The sequence below is a fragment of the Amycolatopsis sp. NPDC045836 genome (assembly GCF_056431745.1).
On record NZ_JBWKKF010000021.1, the window covers coordinates 26,702 to 51,793 of the forward strand.

Consider the following 25,092-nt stretch of genomic DNA (forward strand, 5'->3'; position numbering starts at 1 on the left):
TCAGGACTGGCCCAGCTCCTCGTCCAGCAGGGCGAACACCTCGTCGTCCGAAGCGGAGGCGAAGTCGATGTCGGGGGTGTCGGCGGGGGTGCCGGTGCGCAGGGAGGCCCACCGCGTGCGCAGCACCTCGAGGCGGCCGGCCACCTGCTTGAACACCTGGTCGTCGACCGAAGCGCGGCCGATGGCCTGCTCCAGTTTCGCCAGCTCGTCCAGGATCGACGGGGTCGCCGCGGCCTCGGCCGGGGCCAGCTGGCTCCGCAGCAGCGCCACCAGTTCGTTCGGCGTCGGGTGGTCGAAGACCAGGGTCGCGGGCAGCTTCAGGCCGGTGGCACCGGTGAGCCGGTTCCGCAGCTCGACCGCGGTCAGCGAGTCGAAGCCCAGTTCCTTGAACTGCCGGTCCGGCTCGACCTCCCCGCCGTCGGCGTGACCCAGCACCGCCGCGACCTGCTCCCGCACCAGCGCCATCAGCGCTTCCTCGCGTTCGACGTCGCTGAGGCCCGCGAGCCGCCGCAGCAGGGTGTCCGCGGTTTCGACGCCCGCCGCCGAGCGCTTCGACCGCGTCCGGATCAGCGCCCGCAGCAGCGGCGGCACCTCCGGCTGGGACCGCAGCACCGACAGGTCCAGCCGCACCGGCAGCAGCACCGGCGAAGCCGCGGCCAGCGACGCGTCGAACAACGCCAAGCCCTGCTCGACGGTCACCGCCGGCATACCCGACCGCGCCATCCGGTCGGCGTCCGCGCCGGAGAGCATGCCGGTCCGCGCCCAGGCGCCCCAGCCCAGCGAAACCGCCGGGAGCCCGAGGTCACGCCGGTGCGCGGCGAAGGCGTCCAGCCAGGCGTTCGCCGCGGCGTAGTTGCCCTGACCGGCGTTGCCGAACACCCCGGCGGCCGAGGAGAACACCACGAACGCCGACAGCTCACCGGCCACCGAGTGCAGGTTCCACACCGCGTCGACCTTGGGCCGCAGCACCGCGCTCAGCCGCTCCGGGGTCAGCGAACCGATCGTGCCGTCGTCGAGCACACCCGCGGTGTGCACGACCGCCCGCACGTCGTGCCGGGAGAACAACGCGGCCACGGCATCCCGGTCCGTCACGTCGCAGGCTTCGACCGACACCGAGGCGCCCAGCGCGGAAAGCTCCGCCTCCAGTTCGGCAGCGCCCTCGGCCGCCGGGCCGCGACGGCTGACCAGCACCAGCGAACGCACGTCCCGCGTGGTGACCAGGTGCCGGGCCACTTCCGCGCCCAGCCCGCCGGTACCACCGGTGATCAGCACCTGGCCGTCCCAGGTGAACGGCTCGGCGGACCCCTGCGCCCGCACGACCCTGGCCGCCAGCGCGAGCCCGTCGCGAATGGCCACCTGCGGTTCCGCCACGGTCAGCGCCTGCGGCAGCACCGCCACCGAGAGGCCACCCGCGTCGAGGTCGACCAGGCCGAACCGGCCGGGGTTCTCCGACTGCGCCGAGCGCACCAGCCCCCAGACCGCCGCGGCACCGAGGTCCGGCGAGTCACCCGCCTCGGCGGCGACCGCGCCACGGGTGACAAAAACCAGCCGCGAGTCGGCGAACCGTTCCTCGGCCATCCATTCCTGGAGCAGGCCGAGGACGCGTGCGGTGACCTGGTGGGCCGACGCCACCACGTCCTCACCACCGACGATCGGCACCACCACCGTGCCAGGCACCTCACCGTCCACGATGGACGCCAGGTCGGCGTACGGCTCACCCGCCGCCAGCGGTTCGGCCAGCCCCAGCTCGTCCGGCCCGACCACGGCGGTGGCGACCATCCCGGGTTCCATCGCCACCGGCACCCAGTCCAGCTCGAACAGCGAATCCCGCGAGACGTCGTTCACCTGCTCCGCGGCCACCCCGCGCACCACCAGCGATGCGATCGAGGCGACCGGCTGGCCGGAGGTGTCGGCCGCGGCGATCGCCATCGTCTCGCCCGCGGTCCGGAGGCGCACCCGCAACGTCCGCGCCCCGGTCGCGTGCAACGACACGCCCTCCCAGGAGAACGGCAGCCCGCCCTCCCCGGAACCGGCCAGCAGCGAGGCGTGCAGGGTCGAGTCCAGCAGCGCCGGGTGCAGCCCGAAGCCGTCGACCGGCACCTCGTCGTCCAGCGTGACCTCGGCGTACAGGTCGTCGCCGAGCTTCCAGACCGAGCGCAGGCCCTGGAACACCGGGCCGTAGCCGAAGCCGATCTCGGCGAACTTCTCGTAGCAGCCTTCGACGGAGACCGCTTCGGCACCGGCGGGCGGCCAGACCGTGGCGTCGAACTCCGCGCGTTCCACGCCCTCGGCCAGCGAACCGCTGGCGTGCTCGGTCCACGGCAGGTCGACCGCGTCCTCCGGCCGCGAGTACACCGCGATCGGGCGGCTGCCCGACTCGTCCGGCTGCCCCACCGAAACCTGCAACTGCACGGCCCCGGACTCCGGCAGCACCAGCGGCCCGGCCAGGGTCAGTTCCTCGATGCGGTCGCAGCCGAGTTCGTCGCCCGCCCGCAGGGCCAGTTCGACGAACGCGGTGCCCGGCAGCATCGCCCGGCCCAGCACCGCGTGGTCGGCCAGCCACGGGTGCGAGCCCAGCGAAAGCCTGCTGGTGAACAGCACGCCCGGCCCGGCGGCCAGTTCGACGGCCGCGCCCAGCAGCGGGTGCGCCAGCGAGACCAGGCCCAGCCCGGAGGCGTCGCCGCCCCGGGCCAGCGAACCCGACGGCCAGAACCGCTGGTGGGCGAAGGCGTAGGTCGGCAGTTCCACCTGTCGTGCTCCCGTTCCGGCGAAGAACTCCCGCCAGTCGACGTCCACGCCGTGCACGTGCAGCCTGCCCAGTGCGGTGACGGCGGTCTGCTCCTCGTCACGGTCCTTGCGCAGCACCGGCACGGTGACGGCCCCGGGTGCGGACTCGGCGGCCATCGCCGAGAGCACGCCGTCCGGGCCCAGTTCCAGGAACGCGGTGACCCCGTTCGACACCAGTTCGCCGATGTGGTCCGCGAACCGGACCGCGTCCCGCACGTGCCGCACCCAGTACTCGGGTGAGGTCACGTCACCGCCGGCCACCACCGGGATCTCCGGTTCGCAGAAGGTCAGCCCGGTGACCACCGACCGGAACTCGGCCAGCATCGGGTCCATCAGCGGCGAGTGGAACGCGTGCGACACCGGCAGGCGGCTGGTCTTGCGGCCGTCCGCCTGGAACTTCGCCGCGATCTCGGTGACCGGCTCCTCGGCACCGGCGACGACCAGCGAGGCCGGGCCGTTGATCGCCGCGATCGACACCTGCTCGGTGAGCAGCGGTGTGACCTCGTCCTCGGTGGCCTGGATCGCCACCATGGCCCCACCGGCGGGGAGGGCCTGCATCAGCGAAGCCCGAGCCGAGATGAGCTTGCCCGCGTCCTCCAGGGAGAGGACCCCGGCGACGTGGGCCGCCCCGACCTCGCCGATCGAATGCCCGGCGAGGTAGGCGGGCTTGACGCCCAGTGACTCGGCCAGCCGGTACAACGCCACTTCCAGGGCGAACAACGCGGGCTGCGCGTTCCCGGTCCGGTTCAGCGCCTCCTGGTCGCGGCCCCACATCACGTCCCGGACGTCCAGGTGCGACAGGACCTCGTCCAACGCCGAGGCGAACACCGGGAACCGCTCGTACAGCCCCCGGCCCATGCCGATCCGCTGCGAGCCCTGGCCGGAGAACAACACCGCCAGCGTGTGGTCGTCGGCGACCCCGCGGGCCGCCTCCACCACACCGTCCTCGATGCTGTCGCCGGCCAGCAGGACCGCGCGGTGCTCGAAGGCGGTCCGCGAGGTCACCAGCGAAAGGCCAACGTCGACCGCCAGGCGGCCGTCGGCGAACTCGGTGATCCGCTCGATCTGCCCGTCCAGCGCGGCGGCCGTCTTCGCCGAAACCGGCAGCGGCACGACCTCCGGCTCGATCTCCGGCACCTCCGGCTCCGCGACGGTCCGCGGGGCCTGCTCCAGGATGACGTGCGCGTTGGTGCCGCTGATGCCGAACGAGGACACCGCCGAGCGCCGTGCCCTGGGCACCTCCGGCCATTCGGTGACCTCGGTGAGCAGTTCGACCGCACCGGCGTCCCAGTCCACGTGCGACGACGGCGTGCCGACGTGCAGCGTCTTCGGCAGCGTGCCCTGGCGCATCGCCATGACCATCTTGATCACCCCGGCCACCCCGGCCGCCGCCTGGGTGTGCCCGAGGTTCGACTTGATCGACCCGAGCAGCAGCGGCCGGTCCTGGCTGCGTTGCCCATACGTGGCCAGCAGCGCCTGCGCCTCGATCGGGTCACCCAGCGAAGTCCCGGTGCCGTGTGCCTCGACCACATCGACGTCCGAAGTGGACAGACCGGCCGAAGCCAGCGCCTGCCGGATCACGCGTTGCTGAGACGGGCCGTTCGGCGCGGTCAGCCCGTTCGACGCGCCGTCCTGGTTGACCGCGCTACCCCGCACCACGGCCAGCACGGTGTGCCCGTGGCGCTGGGCGTCGGAAAGCCGTTCCAGCACCACCAGGCCGACGCCCTCGGACCAGCCGACCCCGTCGGCGTCGTCGGAGAACGCCTTGCACCGGCCGTCCGGCGAAAGCCCGCGCTGCCGCGAGAACTCCACCAGCGCCGACGGCGTCGACATCACCGTCACCCCACCGGCCAGCGCCAGCGAGCACTCCCCGGCCCGCAGCGCCTGCATGGCCCAGTGCATGGCGACCAGCGAAGACGAGCAGGCGGTGTCGATGGTGACCGCCGGGCCTTCGAAACCGAAGGTGTAGGCGACCCGGCCGGACGCCACGCTCGGCGAGGAACCGGTGCCCTGGTGGCCTTCGGCGTCGCCACCGCCGAGGCCGGCGCCGTAGTCGTTGTACATCACGCCGGTGAACACCCCGGTCGCGCTGCCGTGCAACGAGGTCGGGTCGATCCCGGCCTGCTCGACCGCCTCCCACGCGGTTTCCAGCAGCAACCGCTGTTGCGCGTCGGTGGCCAGCGCTTCACGCGGGCTCATGCCGAAGAACGCCGGGTCGAACTCGCCCGCGTCGTGCAGGAACCCACCGGACCGCGAGTACGAGGTGCCGGGGTGATCGGGGTCCGGGTGGTACAACGCGTCCAGGTCCCAGCCGCGATCGGCCGGGAAACCGCTGATCGCGTCGGTGCCGTCGAGCGCGAGCTGCCACAGGTCCTCGGGTGAGGACACCCCGCCGGGGTAGCGGCAGGCCATGCCGACGATGACGATCGGGTCGTCGGTGACCGCCTTGGTGACCTGCTCCGGGACCACCGCTTCGGCGCCGAGCAGTTCGTCACGCAGGTAACCGGCCAGCGCGGCGGTGTTCGGGTAGTCGAAGACCAGCGTGGCGGGCAGCCGCAGGCCGGTCACCGCGCCGAGCCGGTTCCGCAGTTCGACCGCGGTCAGCGAGTCGAAGCCCAGCTCCTTGAACTGGCGGGTGGCCTCGATCCTGGTGCCCTCGGTGTGCCCGAGCACCGCCGCGACCTCCCCGCGGACCAGCTCCAGCAACGCCTCCACCCGGCCGGATTCGTCCAGGGTGGACAGTCGCTGGACCAGCGAGGCGGCCGTCTGCGAACCGGCGGCCGAACGCCGCGACCCGGTGCGGATCAGCCCGCGCAGCAGCGGCGGGATCTCCGGCTGCGCCCGCAGCACCGGCAGGTCCAGCTGCACCGGCATGATCATCGCCGAGTCACCCGACAGCGCCGCGTCGAACAACGCCACGCCCGTTTCGGCGTCGATGGCGGGCATACCCGACCGCGCCAGGCGCTCGGCGTCGGAGGCCACCAGCATGCCGGTCCCGGCCCAGGCACCCCAGGCCAGCGACAGCCCCGGCAGCCCACCGGCCCGCCGCTGCTCGGCGAGTGCGTCCAGGAAGGCGTTGGCGGCGGCGTAGTTGCTCTGCCCCGGCGTGCCGAACACCCCGGCGGCCGAGGAGAACACCACGAACGCGCTCAGCTCGCGGTCGCGGGTCAGCTCGTGCAGGTGCCACGCGGCATCCACCTTCGGCCGGAACACCAGGTCCAGCCGCTCGGGTGTCATCGAACCGAGCACACCGTCGTCGAGCAGGCCCGCGGTGTGCACCACGGCGGTCACCGGGTGCTCGTCGAGCAGGGCGGCGACGGCGTCCCGGTCGGCCACGTCGCAGGCGACCAGTTCGGCGCGTGCACCGCGGGCTTCCAGGTCGGCGACCAGCTCGGCGGCCCCCTCGGAGTCGTGACCGCGGCGGCTGACCAGCAGCAGGTCCACCACACCGTGCTCGGACACCAGGTGCCGGGCGAGCACCCCGCCGAGACCACCGGTACCGCCGGTGATCAGCACCAGGCCGTCCGGGTTCCACTCGAACCGCTGCTCGGGCGGCACGACCCGCGCCACCCGCGGGGCGAGCAGCTGCTCACCCCGGATCGCGAGCTGCGGCTCACCGGCCGCGAGCGCACTGGTCAGCAGTTCACCGTCGCCGTCGACCAGCGAGAACCGGCCGGGGTTCTCGGCTTGGGCGACCCGCACCAGGCCCCAGACGGCGGCGGTGACCGCGTCGGGCACCTCATCCTCGGCGGCGGCGACCGCGTCACGGGTGACGATCGCCAGCTTGGCGTCGGCGAACCGGTCGTCGGCCAGCCACTCCTGGAGCAGCGAAAGCACCCGCCCGGTCACCTCGCGAACCGCGTCGGGAGCCTCGCCGCCACCGGCCTCGATCCGCGCGACGACCACCTCGGGAACGCCGGTCAGGGACGCCAGCGGGCCGGTCAGTTCGGCGGTCACCGGGCCGTCCTGCGGCACCGCGACCGGCGTCCAGTCCACGGTGAACAGCGAATCGCCGGTGTTGTCCGTGCTCACGGCTTCGGCGGCCTTCAACGCGAGCGCCTCGACCGAGACCACCGCCCCACCGGCGGGGTCGGCCGCGGCGATCGAGAGGCCGCCGTCGGTGCGGGTCAGCCGCACCCGCAACGCGGAAGCGCCGGTGGCGTGCAGTGACACGCCTCCCCACGAGAACGGCAGGCCCCCCTCACCGGAACCGGCGAGCAGCAGGGCGTGCAGGGTGGCGTCCAGCAACGCCGGGTGCAGGCCGAACGCCCCGGGTTCGACGGGCAGTTCCACCTCGGCGAAGGTGTCGTCACCGCGCTGCCAGACCGCCTTCAGGCCCTGGAACACCGGGCCGTAGGCGAAGCCGGTCTCGGCGAAGGCGTCGTAGCAGCCCTCGACCTCGACCGGTTCGGCGCCGGCTGGCGGCCACTCGGCGGTGTCGAAGGTGAGCTGCCGCTCCCCCACGGCCAGCACACCGGTGGCGTGCTGCACCCACGGCTGGTCGAGCGCCCCTTCCGGCCGCGAGTACACCGCGACCGCGCGGCGGCCGGATTCGTCCGGCGGGCCCACCGCGACCTGCGTCTGCACGGCACCGCGTTCCGGCAGGACCAGCGGTGCGGCCAGGGTGAGTTCGTCGACCCGGTCGCAGCCGACCTCGTCCCCGGCCCGCAGCGCCAGCTCGACAAAAGCCGTGCCGGGCAGCAGGACCTGGCCCAGCACCGCGTGGTCGGCCAGCCACGGGTGCGAGCCCAGCGACAGGCGGCTGGTGAACAGCAGCCCCTCACCCCCGGCCAGGTTGACCGCCGCGCCGAGCAGCGGGTGCTTCACCGCGTCCAGGCCGAACCCGGCGGCGTCGCCGGTCCGGGAGGCCACCGGCGGCCAGTACGACCGGCGGTGGAAGGCGTAGGTCGGCAGGTCGACGCGCTGGGCGCCGGTGCCGTCGAACAACGCCTTCCAGTCCACCCGCACGCCGTTGACGTGCAGCCGGGCCAGCGCGGTGACCGCGCTCAGCTCCTCGTCGCGGTCCTTGCGCAGGAGCGGCACGGCCACGGCTTCGGGGGCGATTTCGGCGGCCATCGCCGAAAGCACCCCGTCCGGGCCGATCTCGACGAAGTGCGCGTCACCGGCGGCAGCCAGGTGGTCGGCGAACCGCACGGTGTCGCGGACGTGGCCGACCCAGTAGTCCACCGTGGTCACGTCACCGGTGGTGTGCATCGGGATGCGTGGCTCGTTGAGCGTGATGCCGTCGATGGCGGCCCGGAACTCGTCGAGCATGGGGTCCATCAGCGGCGAGTGGAAGGCGTGCGAGACCTTCAGGCGCGAGGTCTTCTCGAAGCCCGCCGCGATCTCCAGTACGGCGGTCTCGTCACCGGCGATGACCACGGAACCGGGTGCGTTGACCGCGGCGATCGACACACCCTCACGCAACGGGATATCGGCTTCGGCGGCCTTGATCGCCACCATCGCGCCACCGGTGGGCAAAGCCTGCATGAGCCGGGCGCGAGCCGAGATGAGCGTGCAGGCGTCGTCGAGCGACATCACCCCGGCCACGTGGGCGGCGGCGATCTCGCCGATGGAGTGGCCGACCAGCTGGTCCGCCCGCACGCCCCACGACTCCAGCAGCCGGAACACCGCCACTTCCAGGGCGAACAACGCGGGCTGCGCGTTGCCGGTCTGGTTCAGCGCCTCCTGGTCGTCGCCCCACATGACGTCCCGGACGTCCAGGTGGGCCAGGACCTCGTCCAGTGCCCGCGCGAACACCGGGAACCGCTGGTACAGCGTCCGGCCCATGCCGATCCGCTGCGCACCCTGGCCGGTGAACAGCAGCACCGTCGGGCGGTTCACCGCCGTCCCGCGAGCCACCTCGGTGATGCCGTCCTCGGTGTGGTTGCCTGCCAGCAGCACCGCGCGGTGTTCGAAGGTGGACCGGGTGGTCGCCAGCGAGTAACCGATGTCGACCGGCGTGCGGCCGTCGGCGAACTCGGCGATCCGCTCGACCTGGCCGTCCAGCGCCTCGGCGGACTTCGCCGAGACCGGCAGCGGCACGACCTCCGGTTCCACCTGCGGGGCCTCGATGGTGCGCTTCGGTGCGGGCGGCTGCTCCAGGATCACGTGCGCGTTCGTGCCGCTCACCCCGAACGACGAGACGCCCACCCGGCGTGGCCGCTCGTCCTGCGGCCACTCGGTGACCTCGGTGAGCAGTTCGACCGAACCGGCCTCCCAGTCCACGTGCGACGAGGGCGTTTCGGCGTGCAGGGTCTTCGGGAGCAGGCCCTGACGCAGCGCCATCACCATCTTGATCACCCCGGCCGCACCGGCGGCGGCCTGCGTGTGCCCGAGGTTCGACTTGATCGAGCCGAGCAGCAGCGGCCGCTCGCGGTTCTGGCCGTAGGTCGCCAGCAACGCCTGTGCCTCGATCGGATCACCCAGCGTCGTGCCCGTCCCATGGGCCTCCACCGCGTCGATATCCGAAGTGGACAGACCAGCCGAAGCCAGCGCCTGCCGGATCACCCGCTGCTGCGACGGCCCGTTGGGTGCGGTCAAACCGTTCGAAGCACCGTCCTGGTTGACCGCGGAACCCCGCACCACCGCGAGGATCGGGTGACCGTTGCGCTGGGCATCGGAGAGCCGCTCCAGCACCAGCAAACCGGCGCCTTCCGACCAGCCCACCCCGTCGGCGGAGTCGGCGAACGCCTTGCACCGGCCGTCCTCGGAAAGCCCGCGCTGCCGCGAGAACTCGACCAGCGCGGACGGCGTCGACATCACCGTCACCCCACCGGCCAGCGCCAGCGAGCACTCCCCGGCCCGCAACGCCTGCGCGGCCAGGTGCAGCGCCACCAGCGACGACGAGCACGCCGTGTCCACGGTGACCGCCGGGCCCTCGAACCCGAAGGTGTAGGACAGGCGCCCGGAAACCACGCTCGGCGAGGTGCCGGTGCCCTGGTGCCCTTCGAAGTCACCGCCGTGCAGGATCGACGAGTAGTCGTTGTACATCACCCCGGCGAACACGCCGGTCTGGCTGCCCTTGAGCGACAGCGGGTCGATGCCGGCGCGCTCGATCGCCTCCCACGAGGTCTCCAGCAGCAACCGCTGCTGCGAATCGGTGGCCACCGCCTCACGCGGGCTCATCCCGAAGAACGCCGGGTCGAACTCGGCGGCGTCGTGCAGGAAACCGCCGGAGCGGGTGTACGAGGTGCCGGGGTGATCGGGGTCCGGGTGGTACAACGCGTCCAGGTCCCAGCCGCGATCGGCCGGGAAACCGGTGATCGCGTCGGTGCCGTCGAGCACCAGCTGCCACAGCTCGTCCGGGGTGCTCACCCCGCCGGGGAAGCGGCAGCCCATGCCGACGATCACGATCGGGTCGTCGGAGACCACCTTGGTGACCTGCTCGGGGAGCACCACGTCGGCGTCGAACAGCTCGTCGCGGAGGTGGTTCGCCAGCACCACGGGCGTCGGGTAGTCGTAGACCGTGGTGGACGGCAGCCGCAGGCCGGTGGCACCACCGAGCCGGTTGCGCAGCTCGACCGCGGTCAGCGAGTCGAAGCCGAGCGAGGAGAAGGTCTGCTCGCGGTCCACCGCCTCGGCACCGGCGTGCCCCAGCACCGCCGCGACCTCCGTGCGGACCAGGTCGACCAGCAGTTCCGTCCGCTCGGTCTCGGCCAGTGCCGACAGCTTCTGCACCAGCGAAGACGCGGTCTCGGTGCCGGAGACCGACCGGCGCGAGCGCGTGCGGATGAGCCCGCGCAGCACCGACGGGATCCGGCCGAGCGACCGCAGCGTGGCCAGGTCCAGCCGCAGCGGCACGACCACGGGCTCCCCGGTGGACAACGCGGCGTCGAACAGGGTCACGCCGTCCTCGGGGGTCAGCGGCGGCATACCGGTGCGGGCCATGCGCTCGGCGTCGGAGGCGACCAGCATGCCGGTGCCCGCCCAGGCACCCCACGGCAGCGACACGGCGGGCAGCCCGGCGGCCCGCCGGTGCTCGGCGAGTGCGTCCAGGAAGGCGTTGGCCGCGGCGTAGTTGCCCTGCCCGGCGTTGCCGAAGAGACCGGCGACCGAGGAGAACACCACGAACGCGCTCAGCTCGCGGTCGCGGGTCAGCTCGTGCAGGTGCCACGCGGCGTCCACCTTCGGCCGGAACACGAAGTCCAGGCGCTCGGGGGAAAGCGAACCCAGCACACCGTCGTCCAGCACCCCGGCGGTGTGGATCACCGAATCCACCGGGTGCTCGTCGAGCACCGCGGCCAGTGCGTCCCGGTCGGCCACGTCGCAGGCGACCAGCTCGACGTTCGCTCCCCGCGCTTCCAGGTCCCCGACCAGGTCGTCGGCGCCCTCGGCGTCGTGACCGCGGCGGCTGAGCAGCAGCAGGTTCCGCACGCCGTGCCCGGACACCAGGTGCCGGGCGAGCACCCCGCCAAGGCCGCCGGTGCCACCGGTGATCAGCACCAGCCCGTCGGTGTTCCACGTGAATCGCTGCTCGGGCGCGGGCACCCGGGCCAGGCGCGCGGCCAGCACGGCCCCGGCGCGCACCGCGACCTGCGGTTCGTCGGTGCCGAGCGCCCGCGTGGCCACCGAGCCGGCGTCGAGATCGACCAGCCCGAACCGGCCGGGGTTCTCCGACTGGGCGACCCGGACCAGCCCCCACACCGCGGCGGCCGCCACGTCCGGCACGTCACCGTCGACGGCGGCCACCGCCCCACGGGTGACCAGGACCAGCCGCGAGTCGGCGAACCGCTCGTCCGCCAGCCACGCCTGGAGCAGGCCGAGCACCCGCGTGGTGACCGCCCGCGGGTCGTCCCCGGTGACCGGGACCAGCACCACCTCGGGCACCTCGGCCAGTGCGGCCAGCTCACCGTCGAGCTCCACGGTGGACGGAGTCTCGCCGGAGGCGGGGACCGGGGTCCAGGTGAGCTTGAACAGCGAGTCGTGCTCGACGCCCCGCTCGGCCAGTTGCTCGGTGGACACGGCCCGCACGAGCAGCGACTCCACCGACACGACCGGCTGCCCGGAGGGGTCGGCCGCCGCGATCGACACGGCCTCGCCGTCCCGCTTGAGCCGCACACGCAGCTTCGACGCGCCGGTGGCGTGCAGCGAAACGCCTTCCCAGGAGAACGGCAGCCCGGCGCCGCCGTCCCCGGACGCGGCCAGCAGCGAGGCGTGCAGCGTCGCGTCCAGCAGCGCCGGGTGCAGGCCGAACGCCGACGGTCCGGCGTCGTCCGGCAGCGAGACCTCGGCGAACAGCTCGTCACCGCGTTGCCAGACCGCTTCGAGGCCCTGGAACACCGGCCCGTATTCGAAGCCCGCCTCGGCGAACTTGTCGTAGGCGCCGGCCACGGCCAGCGGTTCGGCGTCGGGTGGCCAGGCGGTGGCGTCGAACCGCGCGGTGTGCTCGCCGACGGCCAGCGTCCCGCTCGCGTGCTGCGTCCACGGCAGGTCGGCCGCGTCCTCGGCGCGGCTGTGGATGGTGAAGGTGCGGCGGTCGTGGTCGTCCGGCACGCCGACGCGCAACTGGACCCGGACGGCGGAGTCGTCCGGCAGCACCAGCGGTGCGGCCAGGGTCAGCTCCTCGACGCGGTCGCAGCCGAGTTCGTCCCCGGCCCGCACGGCCAGTTCGACGAACGCCGTGCCCGGCAGCAGGGTGCGGCCCATGACCACGTGGTCGGCCAGCCACGGGTGCGACTTCAGCGACAGGCGGCTGGTGAACAGGGCACCCCCGTCGTCGGCGAGTTCGACCGAAGCACCGAGCAGCGGGTGCTCCACCGAGACCAGGCCGAGACCGCTCGCGTCGCCCGGCCGGACGACCACCTCCGGCCAGAAGCGCTCGCGCTGGAAGGCGTAGGTCGGCAGGTCGACCGCCCGGGCGCCGGTGCCCGCGAAGAACCGGGTCCAGTCGACGGCGGTGCCGTTGACGTGCAGGCGAGCCAGCGCGGTCAGGAAGGCGATCTCCTCGCCGCGGTCCTTGCGCAACGCCGGGATCGCGACCTCGGCCACCTCGGCGGCCATCGCGGACAGCGTGCTGTCCGGACCCAGTTCGAGATACGCGGCTTCGGGCTTCAGCTGGTCGGCGAAGCGCACGGTGTCGCGGACGTGGTTCACCCAGTAGTCCACGCTGGTGACGTCACCGGGCATCGGAATGCTCGGCTCATTGAAGGTCAGGTTCTCGATGGCGGCCCGGAACTCGTCCAGCATCGGGTCCATCAACGGCGAGTGGAACGCGTGGGACACCTTGAGCCGGGTGGTCTTCTCGAAACCTGCCGCGATCTCCAGAACTGCGGCCTCTTCACCGGCGATGACCACACTGGTCGGCCCGTTGACCGCGGCGATCGAGACACCCTCCCGCAGTGGGATGTCGGCTTCGGCAGCCTTGATCGCCACCATCGCGCCACCGGTCGGCAACGCCTGCATCAGCCGGGCGCGAGCCGAGATGAGCGTGCACGCGTCCTCCAGGCTGAGGACACCAGCGACATGGGCCGCCGCGATCTCACCGATCGAATGCCCGGCCAGCGACTGCGGCTTGACACCCCACGACTCGACCAGGCGGAACAACGCCACTTCCAGTGCGAACAACGCGGGCTGCGCGTTCCCCGTCTGGTTCAGCGCCTCCTGATCGTCACCCCACATCACCTCACGGACATCGAGGTGCTCCAGGACCTCGTCGAGCGCGGCGGCGAACACCGGGAACCGCTCGTACAGCTCCCGCCCCATGCCGATCCGCTGCGAGCCCTGCCCCGCGAACACGATCGCCAGCGGACGGGTCTTCGCCTGCCCCCTGGCGATCTCGGCACCGTCGAGCAGCACCGCCCGGTGGTCGAACGTCGTGCGGCTGAGCAGCGAGAACCCGACGTCCAGCGGCGACTCGCCGACCGTCCGGATCCGCTCGACCTGCGCGTCCAGCGCGCCGTCCGTCCGCGCGGAGAACAGCCACGGCACCACCGCGGGTTCGTCCCGGCGTTCCGGCACCACCATCGGCGGCGCCTGCTCCAGGATGACGTGCGCGTTGGTCCCGCTGAACCCGAACGACGACACCGCGGACCGGCGTGGACGGCCGGACTCCGGCCAGTCGGCGGGCTCGGTGAGCAGTTCGACGGCACCGGCCTCCCAGTCCACGTGGGACGACGGCGTGCCCGCGTGCAGGGTCGGCGGCAGCACCCCGTGCTGCATGGCCAGCACCATCTTGATCACCCCGGCGACGCCCGCCGCCGCCTGGGTGTGGCCGAAATTGGACTTGATCGACCCGACCAGCAGCGGCCGGTCCTGGCTGCGTTGTCCGTAGGTGGCCAGCAGGGCTTGCGCCTCGATCGGGTCACCCAAGGTCGTCCCGGTGCCGTGGGCTTCCACCGCGTCGATGTCCGAGGTGGACAGACCAGCCGACGCCAGCGCCTGGCGGATCACGCGCTGCTGCGACGGGCCGTTCGGCGCGGTCAGGCCGTTCGAAGCACCGTCCTGGTTGACCGCGCTGCCCCGGACCACCGCGAGCACCCTGTGCCCGTTCCGCCGGGCGTCCGAAAGCCGTTCCAGCACCACCAGGCCGACACCCTCGGACCAGCCGACACCGTCGGCGTCGTCGGAGAACGCCTTGCAGCGGCCGTCGACCGCCAGCCCACGCTGCCGTGAGAAGCCGATGAACGCGCTCGGCGTGGACATCACCGTCACCCCACCGGCCAGCGCCAGCGAGCACTCGCCACTGCGCAGCGCCTGCATCGCCCAGTGCATGGCCACCAGCGACGACGAGCACGCCGTGTCCACGGTGACCGCCGGGCCTTCGAAGCCGAAGGTGTAGGACACCCGGCCGGAGACCACGCTGGAGGAGGCACCGGTGCCCTGGTAACCCTCGTTGTCGCCACCACCGTCCAAAATGGAGACGTAGTCGTTGTACATGACACCGGTGAACACCCCGGTCTGGCTGCCGCGCAGCGAAACCGGGTCGATGCCCGCGCGTTCCAGCGCCTCCCAGGAGCTTTCCAGCAGCAGCCGTTGCTGCGAGTCGGTGGCCAGCGCTTCACGCGGGCTCATGCCGAAGAACGCCGGGTCGAACTCGGCGGCGTCGTGCAGGAAACCGCCCTCGCGGGTGTACGAGGTGCCGGGGTGGTCCGGATCGGGGTCGAACAGGTTGTCCAGGTCCCAGCCGCGATCGGCCGGGAACCCGGTGATCGCGTCGGTGCCCTCGGACACCAGCCGCCACAGCTCCTCCGGTGAGCCGACCCCGCCGGGGAACCGGCAGGACATGCCGACGATGACGATCGGGTCGTCGGCGGTGACCGCCCGGGTGACCTGCGCCGGGACCGCCGCTTCCGCGCCCAGCAGTTCGTCGGCCACGAAGGCGACCAGCGCGGTGGCGGTCGGGTAGTCGAAGATGAGCGTGGCGGGCAGGCGCAGCCCGGTCACCGAGCCGAGGCGGTTGCGCAGCTCGACCGCGGTCAGCGAGTCGAAGCCCAGCTCCTTGAACGGCCGCGAGGGGTCGACGGCCGCGCCGTCCACGTGCCCGAGCACCGCGGCCACCTGACCGCGCACCAGGTCGAGCAGGATCTCGGTCCGCTGCTCCTCGCCCACCGCGAGCAAGCGGCTGACCAGCGAAGCCGCGGTTTCGGCGCCCGCCACCGAACGCCGGGTCCGGGTGCGGACCAGGCCGCGCAGCAGCGGCGGAACCTCGGCCCGCGCCCGCAGCACCGGCAGGTCCAGCCGCACCGGCAGGACCACCGCGCGGTCGGTGGCCAGTGCCGCGTCGAACAGGGCCACGCCGAGTTCCGGGTCGAGCGGCGGCATCCCGGACCGGGCGAGCCGGTCGCCGTCCGCGCCGGCCAGCATGCCGGTCTCCGCCCAGGCACCCCAGGCGAGCGAAACCGCGGGCAGCCCTTCGGCCCGGCGGTGCTCGGCCAGTGCGTCGAGCCAGGCGTTGGCGGCGGCGTAGTTGGCCTGCCCGGCGGCACCGAAGACCCCGGCAGCCGAGGAGAACACCACGAAGGCCGACAAGTCACTGGTCAGCTCGTGCAGGTTCCAGGCGGCGTCGACCTTGGGCCGCAACACGGTGTCCAGGCGGTCGGCGTCCAGGGAGTCGATCACGCCGTCGTCGAGCACCCCGGCGGTGTGGATCACGGCCTTGACGTCGTGCTGGGCCAGCAGCTCGGCCAGTGCCTCCCGGTCGGCCACATCGCAGGCCGCCACCTGCACGTTGGCGTCGAGGTCGCGGACATCGGCCTCACCACGGCGGCTGACCAGCAGCAGGTTCCGCACCCCGTGCTCGTCGACCAGGTGCCGGGCGATGGCCCGGCCGAGACCACCGGTGCCGCCGGTGATGAGCACCAGCTCGTCCGGGTCCCAGGTGATCGGCGCCCGCGGGGTGACCCGGGCGATCCTGGGCACGAGCACCTGGCCGTCGCGCACGGCGACCCGTGGCTCGTCCACCCCGAGCGCTTCCGGCGACACGTCCCCTTCGACCAGCCCGAACCGGCCGGGGTGCTCGGACTGGGCCGAGCGCACCAGCCCGGCCACGGCGGCCGTCGGCAGGTCGGCGGGGTCGCGCAGGGCGAAGACCAGGCGGGACTCGGCGAACCGCTCGTCGGCCAGCCAGTCCTGCACCAGGGACAGCGCCTTCGCGGTGACGGCGTGGGTGCCGCCGACCGCGTCACCGGACGGCTCGACCGGCACCACCACCAGGTCCGGTACGTCCACAATGGCGGAGAGGGCGCCGTCGAGGGTGCTCACCGACCGGTCGGCCGCGGTGGCGGTGACCGGGGTCCACTCCACCGCGAACAACGCGTCGCGCTCGGCGCGGTGCTGGTCGAGCTGGTCCGCTTCGACCGCCCGCACCAGAAGCGATTCGATCGAGGCGACGGGCTCGCCCGCGGTGTCGGCGACCGCGATGGCGATCGAGTCGTCGCCGAGGGAGGTGAGCCGCACGCGCACGGTGGTCGCCCCGGTGGCGTGCAGCGACACGCCTTCCCAGGAGAACGGCAGGCCGCCCTGGCCGAGCGGGCCGAACCCGGCCGCGTGCAGGGTGGCGTCGAGCAGGGCCGGGTGCAGGCCGAACCCGTCGCGCCCGGCTTCCTCCGGCAACGCGACCTCGGCGTAGGTGTGCTCACCCTGCCGCCAGACCGCCTCGAGGCCCTGGAACACCGGGCCGTAGTCGAAGCCGTTCGCGGCGAACTGCTCGTAGCAGCCGTCGAGGTCGACCGGCTCGGCGCCGTCCGGGGGCCAGGCGGTGGTGTCGAAGTCGGCACGCCGCTCGCCGGTGGCCAGCACGCCGGTGGCGTGTGCGGTCCACGGCAGGTCGACGGCATCCTCGGCCCGGCTGTGCACGGTCAGCGTGCGGCGGCCGTGCTCGTCGGCGGCGCTGACGCGCAACCGCAGCTGCAAGGCTCCCGAATCCGGCAGGACCAGCGGTGCGGCCAGGGTCAGCTCATCCACGCGGTCGCAGCCGAACTCGTCACCGGCCCGCAACGCCAGTTCGACGAACGCGGTGCCGGGCAGCAGCACGCGGCCGAGGATGGTGTGGTCCTCCAGCCACGGGTGCGACCAGCGGGAAAGCCTGCTGGTGAACACCACGTCGCCCTCGGCGAGTTCCACGGCGGCGCCGAGCAGCGGGTGGTCGACCGAGCCGAGCCCGGCGCCCCGCACGTCCCCGGGCCCGCCGAGCGCCCGCGACGGCCAGAACCGCTGGTGCTCGAAGGCGTAGGTGGGCAGGTCCACCCGCCGCGCCCCGGTCCCGGCGAAGAACGCCGTCCAGTCCACGCGGGTGCCGTGGACGTGCAGGTTCGCCAGCGCGGTGACGATGGCGACCTCTTCACCGCGGTCCTTGCGCAACGCCGGGACCGCGAACTCGGCCACCTCGGCGGCCATCGCGGACAGCGTGCTGTCCGGGCCGATCTCGAGATACGCGTTCTCGGGCTTGAGGTGATCAGCGAAACGCACGGTCTCGCGCACGTGCCGGACCCAGTAGTCGACGCTGGTGACATCACCGGGCATCGGAATGCGCGGCTCGTGGAAGATGAGACCTTCGATGGCGGCCCGGAAATCGTCCAGCATCGGATCCATCAACGGCGAGTGGAACGCGTGGGACACCTTCAGCCGGGTGGCCTTCTCGAAACCTGCCGCGATCTCCAGAACTGCGGCCTCTTCACCGGCGATGACCACACTGGTCGGCCCGTTGACCGCGGCGATCGAGACACCCTCCCGCAGTGGGATGTCGGCTTCGGCAGCCTTGATCGCCACCATCGCCCCACCGGTCGGCAACGCCTGCATCAGCCGGGCGCGAGCCGAGATGAGCGTGCACGCGTCCTCCAGGCTGAGGACACCAGCGACGTGAGCCGCCGCGATCTCACCGATCGAATGCCCGGCCAGCGACTGCGGCTTGACACCCCACGACTCGACCAGGCGGAACAACGCCACTTCCAGCGCGAACAACGCGGGCTGCGCATTGCCCGTCTGGTTCAGCGCCTCCTGATCGTCACCCCACATCACCTCACGGACGTCCAGGTGGGCGAACACCTCGTCCAACGCCGCCGCGAACACCGGGAAGCGGGCGTACAGCTCCCGGCCCATGCCGATCCGCTGCGAACCCTGCCCCGCGAACACCATGGTGAGTGGCCGGTCCACCGCGACACCGCGGGCGACCTCGGCACCGTCGAGCAGCACCGCCCGGTGCTCGAACGTCGTCCGCGAAGACACCAGCGAGAAGCCGACATCGATCGCCGGGGCTTCGACGGCGCGGATCCGCTCGACCTGCGCGTCCAGCGCGGTCGCCGACTTGGCCGACACCGGCAGCGGCACCACCGCGGGCGTCACCGCCGGTTCCGCCTGCGGCGACCGCGGCGGCTGCTCCAGGATCACGTGCGCGTTCGTGCCGCTGATGCCGAACGACGACACCCCGGCGCGGTACCGCCGGTCCACCGCCGGCCACTCGACCGCGGAGGTCAGCAGCTCCACCGCACCGGCTTCCCAGTCCACGTGGGACGAAGGCGCGTCCACGTGCAGGGTCGGTGGCAGCACCCCGTGCCGCATGGCCATGACCATCTTGATCACACCCGCGACCCCTGCCGCCGCCTGGGTGTGCCCGAAGTTGGACTTGATCGACCCGACCAGCAGCGGCCGATCCTGGCTGCGTTGCCCGTACGTGGCCAGCAACGCCTGCGCCTCGATCGGGTCACCCAAGGTCGTCCCGGTACCGTGGGCTTCCACCGCGTCCACGTCCGAAGCAGACAGACCGGCGTTGGCCAGTGCCTGCCGGATCACCCGCTGCTGCGACGGGCCGTTCGGCGCGGTCAGCCCGTTCGACGCACCGTCCTGGTTGACCGCGGAACCCCGCACCACCGCGAGGATCGGGTGACCGTTGCGCTTGGCGTCGGAAAGGCGTTCCAGCACCAGCACGCCGACGCCCTCGGAGAACCCGGCGCCGTCCGCGGAGTCGGCGAACGCCTTGCACCGCCCGTCCGCGGAAAGCCCGCGCTGCCGGGAAAGTTCGACCAGGGTGCCCGGAGTGGCCATCACCGTCACGCCACCAGCCAACGCCAGTGAGCATTCCCCGCCACGCAACGCCTGCGCCGCGAGGTGCATGGCGACCAGCGAGGACGAGCACGCCGTGTCGACGGTGACCGCCGGGCCTTCGAGGCCGAAGGTGTAGGACAGGCGCCCGGAGACCACGCTCGGTGAGGCACCGGTGCCCTGGTAACCCTCGAACCCGTCGCCGTCGATGATCGACGAGTAGTCGTTGTACATGACCCCGGCGAACACGCCGGTCTGGCTGCCCTTGAGCGAAGCCGGGTCGATCCCGGCCCGTTCGATCGCTTCCCACGAGGTCTCCAGCAGCAACCGCTGCTGCGCGTCGGTGGCGAGGGCTTCACGCGGGCTCATGCCGAAGAACGCCGGGTCGAACTCCGCCGCGTCGTGCAGGAAGCCGCCGGAACGGGTGTACGAGGTGCCGGGGTGGTCGGGGTCCTCGTGGAACAGCCGGTCCAGGTCCCAGCCGCGATCGGCCGGGAACCCGGTGATCGCGTCGGTGCCGTCGAGCACCAGCTGCCACAGCTCCTCGGGCGAGCCGACCCCGCCGGGGAACCGGCAGCCCATGCCGACGATCACGATCGGGTCGTCGGTGACCGCCCGGCTGACCTGCTGCGGCAGCACGAGGTCGGTGTCGAACAGCTCGTCGCGCAGATAGGCGGCGAGTGCCGCGGTGGTCGGGTAGTCGAAGATCAGCGTCGCGGGCAGCCGCAGCCCGGTCGCCGAGGTGAGCCGGTTGCGCAGTTCGACCGCGGTCAGCGAGTCGAAGCCCATGCCTCCGAACGCCTGCTCCGGGTCGACCGACTCCGGACCGGCGTGCCCGAGCACCATGGCGACCTGGCCGCGCACCAGGTCCAGCAGCGCTTCGGTCCGGTCGGCCTCACCGAGGGACGACAGCCGCTGCACCAGGGTGACGGCGGTTTCCGCGCCGGCGACCGACCGGCGGGCCCTGGTCCGGATCAACCCGCGCAGCAACGGCCGGATCTCGCCCTGAGCCCGCAGCACCGGCAGGTCCAGGCGCATCGGCAGGACGGTGGCCTCGCCGGAGCCGAGCGCGAGGTCGAACAACCGCAGCCCTTGCTCGTCGGACAGCGGCGGCAGGCCACCCCGGCCCAACCGCTCCACATCAGTCCCGGCGAGCATCCCGCTCTCCGCCCAGGCACCCCAGGCGAGGGAGACCGCGGGCAGCCCTTCGGCCCGGCGGTGTTCGGCGAGCGCGTCGAGGAAGGCGTTGGCGGCGGCGTAGTTGCCCTGACCCGGCGTGCCGAACACCCCGGCGCCGGAGGAGAACAGGATGAACGCGTCCAGGTCGCCGGTGAGTTCGTGCAGGTTCCAGGCGCCGTCGACCTTGGGCCGCAGCACGGTGTCCAGGCGGTCGGCGTCCAGGGAGTCGATCACGCCGTCGTCGAGCACCCCGGCGGTGTGGATCACGGCCTTGACGTCGTGCTGGGCCAGCAGCTCGGCCAGTGCCTCCCGGTCGGCCACATCGCAGGCCGCCACCTGCACGTTGGCGTCGATATCGCGGACATCGGCCTCACCACGACGGCTGACCAGCAGCAGGTTCCGCACCCCGTGCGCGTTCACCAGGTGCCGGGCGATCACCCCGCCGAGACCACCGGTGCCGCCGGTGATCAGCACCAGCCCGTCCGGATCCCAGGTCGCCCGTTCGCGGGTCTCCACCCGCGCGAGCCGGGCCGCCTTCGCCACCCCGTCCCGCACGACGACCTGCGGTTCGTCGGCACCCAGGCCGGGGGCCGGGTCACCGTCGGCGTCCACCAGGCCGAAGCGGCCCGGGTGCTCGGACTGCGCCGAGCGGACCAGCCCGTGCACGGCCGCCGCGGCCAGGTCCGCGCTACGGGTGACGAAGACCAGCCGCCCGGTGCGTTCCCGGGCCAGCCAGTCCTGCATGGCGGCGAGCACCTCGGCGGTCGCCGCGTGCGCGGCGGCCACCACGTCCCCGGCGGCCGCCACGTGGTGCACCTGGTGTTCGTCCACTGTGGAGCCACTGACGGGCACCCAGTCGACGCGGAACAACGCGTCGCGGTCGGCGTCGGGCTCCTCGGCCGAAACCGCCCGGACGACCAGCGAATCGATCGACGCCACCAGCCCACCGGAGGCATCCGCCACGGCGATGGACACCGCGTCCTCGCCGACGGCGGTGATCCGCACCCGGACGGTCGTCGCGCCGGTGGCGTGCAGTGACACGCCCTCCCAGGCGAACGGCAGGCCACCACGGCTGATCACCCCGAGGTCGGCGAACCCGACCGCGTGCAGCCCGGCGTCCAGCAGGGCCGGGTGCAGGCCGAAGTTGGCGTTTTCGGCCCCCTCCGGCAGGGACACCTCGGCGAACAGTTCGTCACCGGCCCGCCACACCCCGCGCAAGCCCTGGAACGTCGGGCCGTAGTCGAAGCCGTCGGCGGCGAACCGGTCGTAGGCACCGGTGAGGTCGATCGGCTCGGCACCGGCGGGCGGCCAGGCGGTGGCGTCGAACTCGGCGCGGCGCTCGCCGGTGCCGAGCACACCGGTGGCGTGCTGCGCCCAGGGTGCGTCCACGTCGGTGCGCGAGTGGATGGCGACGGTCCGGCGGCCGGTCTCGTCGGCCTCGCCCACGCGCACCTGGAGCTGCACGGAACCCAGTTCCGGCAGGACGAGCGGGGCGGCCAGGGTCAGGTCCTCGATGCGGTCGCAGCCGACCTCGTCCCCCGCCCGCAACGCCAGTTCGACGTAGGCGGTGCCGGGCAGCAGCACGCGGCCCAGCACCGTGTGGTCGGCCAGCCACGGGTGCGTGCGCAGGGACAGGCGGCTGGTGAACACGCTTTCGCCGTCAGCCAGCTCGACGGCCGCGCCGAGCAGCGGGTGCTCCACCGACACCAGGCCGAGGCCGGTCGCGTCGCCGGGCCGGACCACCACCGGCGGCCAGTACCAGCGGTTCTGGAAGGCGTAGGTGGGCAGGTCGACGATCCGGGCGCCGGTGCCGTCGAAGAACTTCGCCCAGTCCACCTTGACGCCGTGGACGTGCAGGCGGGCGAGCGCGGTGGCGAAGGCGACCTCTTCACCGCGGTCCTTGCGCAACGCCGGGACCGCGACCTCGGCCACCTCGGCGGCCATCGCGGACAGCGTGCTGTCCGGGCCGATCTCGAGATACGCGTTCTCGGCCTTGAGGTGATCAGCGAAGCGCACGGTGTCGCGGACGTGGTTCACCCAGTACTCCACGCTGGTGACATCACCGGGCATCGGGATGCTCGGCTCGTGGAAGGTGAGACCTTCGATGGCGGCCCGGAACTCGTCCAGCATCGGATCCATCAGCGACGAGTGGAACGCGTGGGACACCTTCAGCCGCGTGGTCTTCTCGAAGCCCTCGGCAACCGACAGGACCGCGGCCTCTTCACCGGCGATGACCACGCTCGACGGCCCGTTGACCGCCGCGATCGACACCCCTTCACGCACCGGGATGTCGGCTTCGGCGGCCTTGATCGCCACCATCGCCCCACCGGTCGGCAACGCCTGCATGAGGCGGGCGCGAGCGGAGATGAGCGTGCAAGCATCTTCCAGGCTGAGGACACCAGCGACGTGGGCCGCCGCGATCTCACCGATCGAATGACCCGCCACCGACTGCGGTTTGACACCCAGTGACTCGACCAGCCGGAACAACGCCACTTCCAGCGCGAACAACGCGGGCTGCGCGTTCCCCGTCTGGTTCAGCGCCTCCTGATCGTCACCCCACATCACCTCACGGATGTCCAGGTGCTCGAAGACCTCGTCCAAGGCGTTGGCGAACACCGGGAAGCGGGCGTACAGCTCCCGGCCCATGCCGATCCGCTGCGAACCCTGTCCCGCGAACAGGAACGTGAGCGGGCGTTCGACCGCACTCCCCCGTGCCACCTCGACACCGTCGAGCAGCACCGCCCGGTGCTCGAACGTCGTCCGCGAAGACACCAGCGAGAAGCCGACATCGATCGCCGGGGCTTCGACGGCGCGGATGCGCTCGACCTGGCCGTCCAGCGCGGCCGGGGTCTTGGCCGACACCGGCAGCGGCACCGCCTTCGGCGTCACCACCGGCTCGATCGCCCGGGGTGCCACCGAGTCCGCCTGCTCCAGCACCACGTGCGCGTTGGTGCCGCTGACCCCGAACGAGGACACCGCCGCCCGGCGCGGGCGACCGGCCTCCGGCCAGTCGGCGGGCGCGGTGAGCAGGTCCACCGCACCGGCTTCCCAGTCCACGTGGGACGAAGGCGCGTCCACGTGCAGCGTGCGCGGCAGCTTGCCGTGCCGCATGGCCATGACCATCTTGATCACCCCGGCGACCCCTGCCGCCGCCTGGGTGTGGCCGATGTTCGACTTGATCGACCCGAGCAGCAGCGGCCGGTCCTGGCTGCGTTGTCCGTAGGTGGCCAGCAACGCCTGCGCCTCGATCGGGTCACCCAAGGTCGTCCCGGTGCCGTGGGCTTCCACCGCATCCACGTCCGAAGCAGACAGACCGGCCGCAGCCAGTGCCTGGCGGATGACGCGTTGCTGCGACGGGCCGTTCGGCGCGGTCAGCCCGTTCGACGCACCATCCTGGTTGATCGCCGAGCCCCGCACGGTGGCCAGCACGGTGTGCCCGTTGCGCTGGGCGTCCGAAAGCCGTTCCAGCACCAGCAGGCCGACCCCTTCGGACCAGCCCACCCCGTCGGCCGCGTCGGCGAACGACTTGCAGCGGCCGTCCTGCGCCAGGCCGCGCTGCCGGGAGAACGCGATGAACGAACCCGGCGTGGCCATCACGGTGACCCCACCGGCGAGCGCCAGCGAGCACTCCCCGGCCCGCAGCGCCTGCGCCGCCAGGTGCAGCGCCACCAGCGAAGACGAGCACGCGGTGTCCACGGTGACCGCCGGACCCTCCAGCCCGAGCGAGTAGGCGACCCGGCCGGACAGCACACTGCCCGCGGTACCGGTGCCCTGGTAGCCCTCGAACGCCTCGTCGTCGATCAGCGTGCTGTAGTCGCTGGACATCACCCCGGCGAACACGCCGGTCTGGCTGCCCTTGAGCGAGGCCGGATCGATCCCGGCGCGCTCGAACGCCTCCCACGCGGTGGCCAGCAGCAACCGCTGCTGCGCGTCGGTCGCCATCGCCTCACGCGGGCTCATTTCGAAGAACTCGGGGTCGAATTCGCCCGCGCCCCGCAGGAAACCGCCGTAGCGGGTGTAGGAGGTGCCGAAGTGGTCCGGATCGGCGTTGTAGAGCGTGTCCAGGTCCCAGCCGCGGTCGGCGGGGAACTCGGAGATCGCGTCGGTGCCGTCGAGCACCAGCTGCCACAGGTCCTCGGGTGAATCCACGCCACCCGGGTAGTGGCAGCCCATGCCGACGATGACGATCGGGTCGTCGGAGACCGCCCGGGTGACCTGCTGCGGCAGCACGGTGTCGGTGTCGAACAGCTCGTCCCGCAGGTAACCGGCCAGCACGGTGGTGTTGGGGTAGTCGAAGATCAGCGTGGCCGGCAGCCGCAGGCCGGTGGCCGTGCCGAGCCGGTTGCGCAGTTCGACGGCGGTCAGCGAGTCGAAACCGAGGTTCTGGAACGCCTGCGCCGGATCCACCGATTCCGCGCCGAGGTGCCCGAGCACGGCGGCGACCTGACCGCGGACCAGGTCGACCAGCGCTTCGGTGCGGTCGGCCTCCGCCAGTCCGGAAAGCCGCTGCACCAGTGAAACCGCGGTCTCCGAACCCGCCACGGCCCGCCGCGCCCGGGCCCGGACCAGCCCGCGCAGCAGCGGCGGGACCTCCGGCTGGTTGCGCAGCACCGGCAGGTCGAGGCGGACCGGGAGCACGGCGGCGCCGGG

Annotated in this window: 1 protein-coding gene (running past one end of the window); it reads right to left on the bottom strand. The window is 72.5% G+C overall.

Annotated features, from left to right (window positions below):
• A protein-coding gene (locus AC07EG_RS32210; protein WP_478257005.1) for an SDR family NAD(P)-dependent oxidoreductase crosses the window boundary here: on the bottom strand, positions 1–25,092 show its 3' portion. The gene runs 4,497 nt beyond the window's last position; only the last 25,092 of its 29,589 coding nucleotides appear in the window; its start codon lies off the right edge, out of view; the stop codon is at positions 1–3.